Raw genomic sequence first — 12,410 nt, 5'->3', positions numbered from 1 at the left:
CCATTCTCTTGCAGAGGCCGTCTTGATTGAGGTTTACCACTGCCCAGGAATGGAGAATGCAGAATGGAGAATGGCGGTTAAGCAGTTGGTAGTGAACGCCAAAACGCAAATTCCCCACTGTTTTCCACTGCAACAAGTCTATTGATTGGTGAGCAGCAATTTTCCACCGGCCGCCATCACCAAATGCAACGGCACGTCGCCTAACACATGTTTCAAGCGTGGCATTGCCGAAGCTGAGACGGCCAGATATTGCCGCTCCGGCTTCCTCCACAGCCCTGGTAAATCCGCATCTGTGATGAACACTGGCGGAGCGCCCGGCGCCGCCGAACCGTATTCCAGATTCATCGTGCGTCCGTTCAGCAGCAGGGCTGAGCGATTGCTGTAAAAGAAGACCGAAGAAAACGCGTAATACTGATCATCCACAATCAACTGGCCGGGCGGCGCCGCCTGCAACGCCTCAGCCAAAGGACGTGAACCGAAATAAGGATTGAGCGTCACCAGCGCCAACCGCGCGGCGTTGAAAAAGAGCAACATCATAATCGCCAACGCAGCTATCGCAGTGCGACCCTTGCTCAACCAAGCACCCAGCGCACCAACCAGGAAAGCACCGAACGCCACCGCTAGCGGAACGCGCAACCAGCCCATCGTCTGCAAAGTTAAATCCTGCGCTTTGCCGAGCGACAATGTCGAAACCCCGTAATTCATCGCGTTGGCAATATCGCCTGCCGCCGCCACACCGCGCACCAACCAGAGCATGGTTAAACAACCCAACGCGGCCAACAAGGCCACAGCGCCCGCCGTTCGTGCAGCCCAGGTATAACGCGCCTCGTCGCGGCGCAAGACCGAACCGAGCAGCAACGCGAAGGCCGGGTAACACGGCATTGAGTAATACTCCTGGGTCGTCGAGAAAGTGAAAAACAATAACGTCCAACCAATCCAACACAGACAAAATAAATGGACGCGGCCTGTGCGCGTATCCGGTTTGAAATTCAAGCGGCCCACAAACGGCAGATAAACGCTCCACGGAAAGAGCCAGAGCAAGTGATAGAGCCAGAACAATGGGCGCGGCACCGTGTTGTAATCGCGCGGATAGCGCAGATTCAAATAACGAAACAAATGTTCGTTCAAAAAAAAGAACCAGAAAAATCCGTGATAGACCCCCGGTTCGCTCTTCAGCGTGAAATCAAAATAAGGCGGATTGCGCAATGTCGCCGCAATTACCCAGGGCGCACAGATCAGCAAAATGATCAAGATACCGCTCAACGGCGCAAGGCGTTTCAGCGTGGGCCAGTCAAACAGGCGTTTGTTCAACGCCAAATAAAGCAGTCCCGCACCAACGGGAAACACAAAGGCCACCAAGCCTTTGAGCATAAAGCCCAGTCCAAGACTGATCGCCAAAACCGTCGCCCAAAGCCGAGGCCACGCTTCGTCCCAATCCAGCGCGCGCAACAGCGCCCACATCGCCAGTGTAGTAGTCAGCGTCAGCACAACATCAGGGATCAAAATGCGCGTGAAGAGGAACAAACCCAGGCAGGTGGCCAGGACGATGCCCGCCAGGGTTCCGGCGTCACGTGCGCCATCGCCGACAGCCCAATGGCCCATGCGGCGCACCAGCCAGCACAAGGCGATAGCCGCCAACACCAGGGGCAACCGGGCCGCCCAATCGTGCACGCCAAAAATGAGGTATGACACCGCGACCAGCCAAAAGCGCAACGCAGGTTTCTCGAAATAGGCAATGCCATTCAAGCGTGGTGTTACCCAATCTCCCGTTTCAACCATCGTGCGGGCGATTTGGGCGGTGACCGCATCAACGTCATCAACCAGGGCAGGCGGGCTAATCACGCTGACCAGAAAAAAGGTGATCGAGCAAATTACCAGCAGCCCAGTCAGGCTGAGTTTGAGCTTCAATCGTGGCTCCCTCCAAACTACTGCTTTAATAACCCGCCTGGAAGCTCCAATTCGCTGGTGAAAGTGACGAACTGGATTGTCCTTCCGGCAGCCTTATGCATTGCTTTGCGCGGCTTTCGCTAAAAACCGGCGCTTTCTGACGTGCGACGAGTTGCCGTATGTCAAAAAGCGCCGGTTACATTGGTCTGTTAGTTTCAATTGAATTGATTTGCCGAAGCCTCATTTAAGACTGATGGTCACAGTGTTCGCATTCTTTCCATCTACCTGCAAGTTGACGTTGACCTCACCACGCCCTGCCAAACTGCGCGGGATGCGGATATTCGTCTGATCGAGTCCCGCCAAATCACCCTGCGCCCCGGCAAATAAAACTTCCGCATTTGTTCCGCCGATAGTTGTCAAGACGCTGGAAAGCGCCGCGCGGTTACGAAAGGCCGTGCCAAAGCCAATCAAAAAGACCTGATCGGTTTCCGGTCCCAAATCAAGCGGCAGTGGCTCGAAGCGCCCGGCGGTTTGATTGAATTGCGCCAGCGGTTCGACGCTTTGCGAGCCATCGGCCTTTAGGCGAAAGGCGACTGCGGCGGCGACGCCTTGCCCATTGGAATTGGCCGTGAAAAGGCCGGGCGCAAGCGCGGCAATCGAAACAGTCCCCTGCCCCACGGTGCTGCCGTCGCGCAAGACGCTGATGGTCGCAGCGCCATCGCCTATGCTGGCAGGCACCATAAAATTGACCTGCGCCGGAGAAACAAAGAATAACGGCGCGTCACGTTCAACCCCTGCCGCATCTTTAACTCGCACCACTACGCCACCCAGGTTGGTGGGCAACGGCAGCGTGTTCGCGCTCAGCGTAGTGCCCGCCAGATTCGCGCCGAAAAGCGCCGCAATGGATTCCGCCGGTAACGCGCCATTCGCCGCAAAGCTGGCGGCGGAAAGCGCCGCCACGGCGGCCACCGAACTCACCGGTTGCAAACTCGCAGTCGTGGTGTAGATGTAATCGCCCGTCGGTTGACCATTGCTATTCGTGGCATTGCCAGCCGCATAAAACGTAACGCGGCCCGCAGTCTGGGCCGGTGGCGTCCAGCGCATCGTCCAGGTGCTCGCAGTGTTTCCTGCTTGGCTGTGCGTGATGTATTGGCGCTGTGCGCCGTTCACCGCAGCCGTGACGCGGCGCGTGCGTGCTGTATCACTGGCTGTTAAAGTGCCCGCCGGGCGGCCTTGATCGTCAAGCACCGTCAATTCAAAACCAAAGCGCGCCACGCCTGTTTGCGCCACCGTGACTGTCAGGGTGACATCCTGGCCTGTGGTGTAGCCATTGGCTGGCAAGCCCGTAATTTTGACCGAACCGCTGCCGCTATTGACCGCAAACGAAGTATGGCAACCAGACGCGGCGCAAGTCTGTTCGTTTGGCGCGCCCGTGCGCGAAGCCGGTGCTCCATCCAAGTCCGCCTTTACACCACGTTCAAACACGCCACAAATCACCGTAAATAACGCGAATAAACTCAGCAAAGAAGCCTTGAGAAACTTAACCAACATACAAATGAACCCTCTCGACCAAAGTTTTGGCACGTGACACACGCAACCAATTGAATAGCTACAGGGGGAATGATGAAGGGCGCTGAGCGTTTTAGCTCAAGCCTTGGTCATATGCGGTGGGGAGGCCACGATTGAAGAAAAAAAGTTGGTCTACATATACGCGATAGAACCTGAACCTAAAATGACCATGCATGCAAAAACCCAAAGCACAGCTCTTGCCACAAAACTCTGCCGTGTTTGAAAAGAGGGGAAACAAGCGGAAGGCTGTGCTCACTTGCGGCGTCTTTTAGACAGCAGGTGATACGGCAAACTCGTTGTTTCCCTTTCAGCCGGGGTGCGCGGGACTATCTCACTTCACATTGATCGTTACGGTGTTGGCGCTTTTCCCGTCCACTTGCAAAAGCACATCCGCCGCGCCGCGCCCCATCAGGCTGCGCGGGATGCGCAGGTTGACCTGATCAACGCCGGTCAAACTACCCTGTGCGCCCGCAAACGAAACTTCCGCACTCGCGCCACCTAGCGTGGCCGTAACCGCCGCCAGCCCCGAGCGATTGCGGATGCCGCTGCCAAACGCAATCAGAAAAACCTGCTCTGAAGCGCCACCGAGGTCAATCGGCACAGCTTCAAAACGGCTGGTTGCGGCGTTGAATTGCGCCACCGGTTCAAACGACTGCACGCCATCTTTGACGCGCAAGACCACCGCCGCCGCCACGCCCTGCCCGCTGGCATTCGCCGCGAACAAACCAGGTGCAATGGTGGATACCGTGACACTGCCTTGCCCCACCACCGCGCCGCTGCGCTGCACATAAATCGTCGCTGGCCCCGCGCTGGTGGCCGCGGGCAATTGAAAGTTGATCTGCGTGGGCGAAACAAAAAACAACGGTGCCGCGCGGCGCACGCCATTGGCATCCAGCACCATCACCTGCACGCCGCCCAAGTCTGTGGGCAATGAAGCGCTGGTCGCGGCAGCGGTCGTCGTCGCCAGGCCTGTGCCGAACAAAGCGGCGATGCTGTCAGGCGCCAACGCCGCGGTAAAGCTGGCCGCCGACACACTGGCGATGCCCGCCACCGAATCCGGCACGCTGCTGAGGCCGATGTTGTAACTCGTCGTATAACCGCCGGCGCCATCGGCGGTCAGACTGAGCAGCGTCGTCGCGCCGCCGCTCTGATAAATGCCGTCGTTGCTGTTGCGCGTGTTACGTGCACCTCTGGTGTTGTAAGGAGCCTGTGTGAACACTTGGTCAGTCAACGTATCGTCAAAGAAAACCTGCGAAGTAAAGTCATAGGTGCGCGTCGCGCCCGCGAAGAGGCGCACTTTGTAGTGAATATGCACAGTGCGCCCGCTATACCAGCCCGGATAAATCGTGGTGAATTCGACCGCGCCGTTGCTGTCTGTGACTTGATAGCCGCGCAAAAATTTCTGCCCGCTGTTATTCGGATTGCCCTGACCGTTCACATCAGAATAGCCGCCGGTGGCGTCGGTATGCCAAATATCAACAAAGGCACCGGCCAGCGCCGCACAATTACTGCCGCTGACTTTGCCCAGATTGAATTTGATCTTTAAGGGCGTTCCGGCTTTCACCGCGCCGTTGGCAGGATCGGGCCGAATGTCGGAACGATTCAACAACTCGTCCACAAAGAATGGCCCTTCGGTCAACGCGGGCCGCGTCACACAACTGGTTTGGCTGGTGTCCCAGGTCGCCCGTGGCGCGGGGGTAAACAGCGCATTGCGCAAAACGCCGGGGACAGTCGGGGCCGTGGCACCCGCTGCCTCTGCTTTGCCTGGCATGAGCATTGCCATCGGCGTTTCGCTACGGCCCACCAAGGCTGTAGCGCTCGCGGCCCCGATTAACCGGAGCGACTCACGCCGGGTCATTAAGCTGCCTAGTAAAGGGTTGATGAGCTTTTTCATCCTTGCCTGCTCTCCTTGCTGTAGATGTGATTTGGGTTTTACTTACAACTCGTCCTCAAACAAAAGTACATCTGCGGAACACTGTGAGTTCCATTCATTGCCTAAAAAAATCGGCGGCGCGCATGGGGCGCTAAGACGAAAGGTTGCCATTTGCTGATGGCAACCTTTCGTTTCTACTTCAGCGAATTGTTGCTGCTGGTCGCTATTGCGAAATTAGATCGGTTTGCAATTGCGTGTATGGCAAAAACGGCGCAGCCGCTGGTACGGAACCGGGAGCGATAGCGACCAGGTGACTGCGGGGGTATCCCTTGCGCAGAACCCGGTCGCTCCCGGTTCCGTACCTTTGCCATCCCGTACACTGATCTGAAAACCGCTCTAGTGCCCGCCGCCAAAACCGCCGCCAGCCAATGATTCGACCAGTTGCAGCGTGCGATCATCGCCGAACTTCGTTTTCAGCGCGTCGAGTTGGCCGCCATTCTTCAAAATCGTCAACGCGCCAATAACAAACTTGGCGACGGTTTTGAGGCGCGCGTCGCTCAGTTGCGCCTGCCGCGTCGCGATGGCCGTGGCCTGTGTTTGCGCCGCCGTCAAATTGCCGGCGAGCAAAGCCGCGTCAAACGCATCGCGGGCCGCTTCCAACGTGGCATCGCCATCCGTCGGTTGCGCGGCTTTGAAAGCGGTGATGAGGGCATTGATGTCCGTCTCTTGTTGCGTGGTCAGCGCTGGGGCGCTCGCTTGCGTCAGGGCGCGCTTCAAGGCACCCAAGGGATCGCGTGTCTGCCCTTGTGAACCGTCCGGGCCATGTTGGGCAAAGGTCATGGTCGTGCTGGCAATCAGTGCACAGAAGAGCAAAGCGGCGTTGATGAATTTGGATTTGGTCATTCTATGATACTCCTTTGTTTTAATTGATCGGATGTCGGTTTTGACGGCGCGCCCCACAACGATTTGCAGCGACCCTTCCCCTTTCCTGCTCCTTGGTCGCGGCAAACAATTCCGCTGCGGAACGCGCCCCCCTTCCTGAAGAACAACCACATTGCTGGCTGGCCTTCGTCGGGATGAATAGCAACCGCTGTGCCGCGTTGGGTTTCGTTTTGAATTCCTAGAAAAGGGCTGTCTTTATTGGAGTTTCACGTGATACAGGGCAAACGCCAGCCAACTCGACGTGCCAGCCGTGGCAGAAACCGACAATCCGTTTGTCCTTGTCATTGAAGCGCGTGACAGGAATGAACAACACGCGAGCGGCGTTTCAAGTTGTAACCGAAGCGGGCAAATGCAGAGTAAAGCGTGAGCCGTGCCCTTCGACGCTCTCAAACGTGACGCGCCCGCCGTGTTGTTCAGCAATCTCTTTGACGAAAGGCAAGCCCAAGCCAGTGCCGACGGTGGTGGAACTGGCATCGCGTTCGAGCCGGTAGAATTTTTCGAAGATGCGCGCGTGCGCCGCCGCCGGAATTCCATAACCTTGATCGCGAACGGTCAACGCCAAGCCGCCTGCTTCACGTTCGGCCAGAATCGTCACAGCGGTATCGGGCGGGCTGTATTTGATGGCATTGCTGAGCAGGTTATTGAGCGCCTGGGCGAGCAGTTGCGCATCGGCCTGAATCATGGGCGCAGCGGCATTGATCTGTGAATTGAGTGTTATGCCGCGCTCAGCGGCCAGGACGGTCAGATTGCGCTGGCAGCCGCCAATCAATTCCTGACAATCGAGCGGAGCCAGGTGCAAGGCCTGGGCGCCCGATTCCAAGCGAGTTAGATCGAGGTAGCGGTTGATCGTTTCGCTTAAGCGCAGCGATTCGGCGTGAATCGTGCCGATCAATTCGCGCGACTCATCCGCCGCGACGGGGAATTTGAGCAGCACGTCGCTCAATCCCTGAATCGAAGTCAGCGGCGTACGCAATTCGTGCGAGACCAGTTGCAGGGTCTCCGTCTTCATCCGATCCAACTCGACGCGGCGCGTGATGTCAGAGAACAAGGCCACCACGCCGATGGCCTCTGGGTACGCAGTGCTTCCAGCGTGCGGACTCCACAATAGACCTGCTCCTGCCGGTAGGAAATCGCCTGAGGCCGAGTCCGCACGCTGGAAGCACTGCGTACCCAGGTTGAGCGCCGACAACAACAACGAACAATGCCGCGGCGTGGGTGCGGCAATCTCGAATTCAAGCTGCGCGTGCTGGCCGCTTAATACAGCGCTGATTGCAGCGCGCAATTGCGTAGCATCAAGTTTGCCGCACGCCAGCAGGAATTCCTCGAAGTATCTGCCAAGCATTTCTTGTTCATCACAGCCAAAAAACTGGCGCGCTTCGTGATTGGCAAACACGATGCGCCCGCGCAAATCGGCAACCAGCACGCTTTCGCCCATGCTCGAAAGGATGCGATTGACGAAGCTCATGCGCGTCAGCAAACGCGTCGTCAGGTCATCCACTGCGCGCAACTTCCAGTGCAAACTTTGCGGCAACGCCAACGCTTGCTCGCGCTCAAGGTAGTCCGCTTCGGTTTGAGTCGCGCCGGTCAGAAAACCGCGTTGGCTGCTGACCAGCGTCGCCAGTTTCTGATCGAGTTCGGCGCTGGCGGCCAGTGAACGATTCAGCAGCAACGGAATCACGGCGGCGAAACCGGTCAGCATCGGCACCAGCGGCGGAATCCAACGCGCGCGGCTAAACGCCCAAAAGCTGCCCACGCAAATCGCCACTGAAATCAAGCCCAACAGCGCGACCTGCCGCCAACCATCCACCCAGCGAATCGTCAGCGCGCAACTCAAGATTACCAGCAACGCCAGGCCGAAATTCAGCCAATCGGGCAACGTCCGCAACGTCAAATGACCGCGCAGGCTGTGAATGATGTTGGCGTGGATCTCAACGCCGGGCATTTCCTGACCGCCCTCTTGGGCATTGGCGTTGTAATGCATAAACGGCACGACGCGCGTATCGCCCATGGATTGCGCCACCGCGCCGATCAAGACGAGTTTGTTGGTGAAGGCTGTCAGCGGAACTTTTTCATCGAGTAAATCGGCGATGCTGTAATGCTGGAAACTGCGCGTCGGCCCGGCGTAATTGATCAACATCTCATTCGGGCGAATGACAGTAACGCCAGACAAGGCCGCGCGCGCGCTTTCGTCCATAACAGGTATGACGTAAGGGCCAAACCGCAATTGGCCGCCCGTTTCGGCCCAATCATTTTCCGCAATCTGTTCGGCGATGCGCACCACTTCCAGGCCAAAGGCCCAGAGCCGCTCGGCGCGATCATCGGCTTTGCTGAGTTGCAGGCTGCGCGCCATGCCATCCACTCCGGGCGCGATGTGCGCATGGCCGATACCGCTGGCCGCTGCGGCAAACAAAGGCAAGGGCCGCAACCAGGCCACCGTCGGCGCGCCATCGGCGGCACCCGTGGCGGCAGCAGATTCGTATAACTGCGCGGGCAAGACGACGCGGCGATTGCGCGCCAGGGCCTGAGCCAACTGGCGGTCTTCGTTGGCGCTGGAAGGTTCGGCGTAAATGATGTCGAGGCCGATGCTGCGGGCGCGGGCTTGCGTCAGGCGATCCACCACCGTCGCCATTACCGAGCGCGGCCAGGGCCATTGGCCGATGCGGCGCAAACTCTGATCGTCAATCGCCAGGATGACAACGTCAGCAGGCGCGGGCAGCGCGCCACGCAAACGGAACAGCAGATTCAACGAAGCGGCTGACAGCGTGGGCGCAAACCACGTCACCAGCACGACGAGGGTGATGCTGAGGGCCAGAATCAACCCAGTGCGTAGCGCTTGCTGATTATTCCGAATCATCTTGCCAATTCAGCTTGCCAATTCAGCTCACCAATTCATCTGGGAGGTTGGGCAGGCCGGTTTCGCCAGCCGGTTCTAAAGCCGGTTCCAGGTAGCGGTAAATTGTGCGCCGATCAATGTTCAGAATCTCAGCCGTGCGCGATTTATTTCCGCCGTTTTCCGCGAGAACCAATTGAATGTAACGCCGTTCCAATTCAGCCAGCGCGGGCCGGTCGTCAATCAAGGAAGTCGGCGCGGCGGTCTTTGGTTGTAACAGCGGCGCGGCAGCAGCGCGTTCCAAAATGCGGCGCGGCAGATCGTTGAGCGTGATGACGCCGTCATTGCACACGGCCACAGCGTGTTCGATGGTGTTTTCCAATTCGCGCACATTGCCCGGCCAGGCGTAGCGCGCCAGCAACTCGATCACATCGGTATTAACGCGCAACTCGTGGCCGTATTTTTTCAAGAAGTGTTGCGCCAACAAGGCGATGTCTTCGGCCCCGCGTTCACGCAACGGCGGCAGCGGCACGACCAGCACACTCAAGCGGTAAAACAGATCGGCGCGAAATTCGCCGCGTTCGGCCAACTCTTCGAGATTGCGATTGGTCGCGCCGATGATGCGCACATCCACCGGACGCGCAACCGCTGCGCCGATACGACGGACTTCTTTTTCCTGCAAGACGCGCAACAGACTGGCCTGAAACGACGGGCTGGTCGTGCCTAATTCATCGAGAAACAACGTGCCGCCATCCGTGCTTTCAAACAGTCCGGCCTTGTCAGTCGCCGCGCCGGTGAAGCTGCCTTTGGTGTAGCCGAAGAGTTCAGCTTCGAGCAGCGTTTCGGGCAAAGCGCTGCAATTGACGGCGGTGAATGGCTGTTTGCTGCGGGCGCTGTGCCGGTGGATGGCGCGCGCGATCAATTCTTTGCCCGTGCCCGACTCGCCTTCGATCAGCACGGTGGTTTGGCTGCGCGCGGCGTGCGCGGTCAGCTTGTAGGCGCGCACCATTTGCGGGCTGTGACCGATCAAGCCAGACGAAGAAAAATCAGGTGGCGCTTCGATGGGTTGGGCCAGGGCTGGCGGCTGTGCGGCGCGTTTGACCAGGGCCAGCACTTCGTCAATGTTGAACGGCTTGGCGATGAAATCGAAAGCGCCCGCTTCGACGGCTTGCAACGCGATGTCGAGCGAGCCTTGTGCGGTGACGGCGATGACTTTGGTGTCGGGACTGAAGCGGCGGAATTCGCGCACGACTTCAAGGCCTAGAATGTCGGGCATGTAAATGTCCGTCAGCACGACATCAAAACGTTTTTGCTGACCCAACGCCAGCGCCTCGCGTCCGCCGCTGGCGGCGACGACATCATAACCACTCAAACGTAACGGAACTTCCAACGCCATGCGCGCGCCACGCTCATCATCAACCACCAAGATTGAGGTCAATTCTCCGGACGCCGCCTTCCCCGCCCTTGTTTGTAAAGGTTCGTTGCTCAAATCTGTTAGGGCCTCCTACCGCCAGAGCCGCCGCCGCTGGGGCCTGCGCTCGGCGGCGGCGAACTCGGACGCGTACTGGCATTGGGTAAGGTGGAACCGTTGCGGCCAAAATCAGTCAACCCGCCAGACTTGTTCGAGCGCTCACTGGCATCATTACGTGCGCCCCGTTCGCCAGGTGCATTTGCGGTGTTGCGCTCATCAGCCCGATTCGGATCATTATTGCGTTCGGCAATGCGCCGGTCGTCTTGCCGCTGCTCCGTATCGCGAAAACTGTCATCGTTGCGGCCCGGTTTGAAGGTGTTGGGATTGCGCGGCACGCGTTCCCCGCTGATGCGCGTCGTCTGGCCCGGCGCCAGCAAGACCGGCTGGTCAGGCAGCGCCAGATTGAAAACAGAAACCTGCCCTTCGTGCAAAAAGACTTCGGTTTCATTGTCTTTGACCAATACGTCAAAGATCGTCCCGCGCACGGCGATCACCGCCGTCGGCGTATTCACGCGGTAAGGATTCGGCTGCCCGCCGTATTTCTCGATATGCACGCGCGTCTTGCCACGCAGGACATTGAAGAGCGTGCGCGGCGATTGTTGCAGATTCTGAATCACCACCATCGTTTGCGGCGCGATGACCGCTTGCGAACCATCGGAAAGACCGAGCACCAGCCGCCCTTTTTTGCCTGTGACGATGGTATCGCCGGCCTTCAATTCATCATTTGTTTTGAACGCGATGGGTTGAATTTGCGCTTGGCCATTGGTTTGTCGGCGAATTTCAACCAAGCCCTCGCTGGAAAGCACTTTGGCCGACACCAGCGTTTGTGCACGGCTGGCGGTTGAATTGGGAATGAAGATGGCGCACAACAACAACCCCATCAAAACTGCTTTTGAATTAAACATCTCTGCCTCCGAATTTATTGCACGAACGCTGCTATACGTGATTGTGCTTGCCTAGATATGACGGTTGAACGAATGAGTTGCTTCGTTTTGCTGATTGTTTGCATAAAACGGGGGCAGCAACAGAATGCTCACTTTTCTGACACATTGTGGGGAAAGCTTACGTTGAGGTTTACACGGCTGGCAGGCTGAGAGTTCCATTAAATCTCTGACAGTTTGCTTGGCCATCAAAAGGCAACCCACCGGCCACCAATTGAATTCGTTTCCGACCTGCGATTATTTGCTTTCGTGCGCGTGACTGTGCGCGCCAAACTGGTCTGCTTTCGCCTGCCAAGCCGGCCCAGCCAACCAGCCGAGTGAGCGCACAATCTGCGCCGGATTCGACAGCGCCGGGCACGCCGCCCAACGATCCAGCGCCGCGCTGCCGAACCGCACCAGCCCGGTGTGCTGCGTCACATCACGGTCAACCGCCGGGTCAGGATCGTAAAGGCCAAACTTGCGTCGCAGGATTTCAAGTTCAGCACGCTTGCCCGTCAGCAACAGCCAACCGGGTTTGACGCCGTGCATCTCGGCGAACTTTTTCAACGCGCGCGGCGTGTCCTGTTCGGGCTTGAGCGAAAGCGAATACATAAACACGTCACGTCCGCAACGTGCGCCCAGCAGCTTTTGCACCTTGACCAGATTGGCGGTCATGGCCGGGCAAAAGTCGTCGCATTGCGCGTAAAAGAAATTGAGCAGCACCAGCTTGTCTTTCAGCAAATCATCATAAAAGCGCACTGTTTGATTCTCGTGCGTGCGCAAAACAAAGTTCGGGAAAGCCGGTGGGGCTGATGCAATCAACGCGCTCTTCAGCAAGGTTCTTCTATTCATAAACAGTGGTGTGTGTTCAGTGGTCAGTGGTCAGTGACGAGTGCTGATTCGCCAACTGACCACTGA

8 protein-coding genes are annotated in these 12,410 nt (G+C 57.9%); all 8 read right to left on the bottom strand.

The window, feature by feature from the left end:
- Positions 1-138: 138 nt before the first annotated feature.
- Positions 139-1,779 carry a glycosyltransferase family 39 protein gene (locus HY011_01445; GenBank protein ID MBI3421580.1) on the bottom strand — a complete coding sequence of 547 codons (1,641 nt, stop codon included), beginning with the start codon at positions 1,777-1,779 and terminating at the stop codon, positions 139-141.
- 348 nt (positions 1,780-2,127) lie between these two features.
- Entirely contained in the window at positions 2,128-3,438 is a 1,311-nt protein-coding gene (locus HY011_01440) for a hypothetical protein (protein MBI3421579.1), read from the bottom strand.
- A 349-nt stretch (positions 3,439-3,787) separates the two neighbouring features.
- Positions 3,788-5,350 (bottom strand): hypothetical protein, encoded by a 1,563-nt coding sequence (locus HY011_01435; GenBank protein MBI3421578.1) that lies wholly within the window; start codon positions 5,348-5,350, stop codon positions 3,788-3,790.
- 375 nt (positions 5,351-5,725) lie between these two features.
- Entirely contained in the window at positions 5,726-6,232 is a 507-nt protein-coding gene (locus HY011_01430) for a hypothetical protein (protein MBI3421577.1), read from the bottom strand.
- A gap of 364 nt (positions 6,233-6,596) precedes the next feature.
- Complete coding sequence (locus HY011_01425; GenBank protein ID MBI3421576.1) at positions 6,597-9,125, bottom strand: CHASE2 domain-containing protein; 2,529 nt, start codon at positions 9,123-9,125, stop codon at positions 6,597-6,599.
- A 22-nt stretch (positions 9,126-9,147) separates the two neighbouring features.
- Positions 9,148-10,539, bottom strand: coding sequence for a sigma-54-dependent Fis family transcriptional regulator (locus HY011_01420; GenBank protein ID MBI3421575.1), 1,392 nt, complete (start codon positions 10,537-10,539; stop codon positions 9,148-9,150).
- Between the two features lie 56 nt (positions 10,540-10,595).
- Entirely contained in the window at positions 10,596-11,477 is an 882-nt protein-coding gene (locus HY011_01415) for a FecR domain-containing protein (GenBank protein ID MBI3421574.1), read from the bottom strand.
- Positions 11,478-11,750: 273 nt separating this feature from the next.
- The gene (locus HY011_01410) at positions 11,751-12,344 is read right to left on the bottom strand and encodes an SCO family protein (protein MBI3421573.1); all 594 of its coding nucleotides are present in this window, start codon (positions 12,342-12,344) and stop codon (positions 11,751-11,753) included.
- Positions 12,345-12,410 lie beyond the last annotated feature (66 nt).

This window comes from Acidobacteriota bacterium (genome assembly GCA_016196035.1).
In the GTDB taxonomy this organism is placed as follows: domain Bacteria; phylum Acidobacteriota; class Blastocatellia; order RBC074; family RBC074; genus JACPYM01.
This window is presented reverse-complemented; position numbering and strand designations above follow the sequence as displayed.

What these genes read in the sequence shown, in the direction of transcription:
- HY011_01445 (MBI3421580.1), bottom strand. Translation starts at nt 1,779, where the DNA reads ATGGTTGAAACGGGAGATTGGGTAACACCACGCTTGAATGGCATTGCC.
- HY011_01440 (MBI3421579.1), bottom strand. Translation starts at nt 3,438, where the DNA reads ATGTTGGTTAAGTTTCTCAAGGCTTCTTTGCTGAGTTTATTCGCGTTA.
- HY011_01435 (MBI3421578.1), bottom strand. Translation starts at nt 5,350, where the DNA reads ATGAAAAAGCTCATCAACCCTTTACTAGGCAGCTTAATGACCCGGCGT.
- HY011_01430 (MBI3421577.1), bottom strand. Translation starts at nt 6,232, where the DNA reads ATGACCAAATCCAAATTCATCAACGCCGCTTTGCTCTTCTGTGCACTG.
- HY011_01425 (MBI3421576.1), bottom strand. Translation starts at nt 9,125, where the DNA reads ATGATTCGGAATAATCAGCAAGCGCTACGCACTGGGTTGATTCTGGCC.
- HY011_01415 (MBI3421574.1), bottom strand. Translation starts at nt 11,477, where the DNA reads ATGTTTAATTCAAAAGCAGTTTTGATGGGGTTGTTGTTGTGCGCCATC.
- HY011_01410 (MBI3421573.1), bottom strand. Translation starts at nt 12,344, where the DNA reads ATGAATAGAAGAACCTTGCTGAAGAGCGCGTTGATTGCATCAGCCCCA.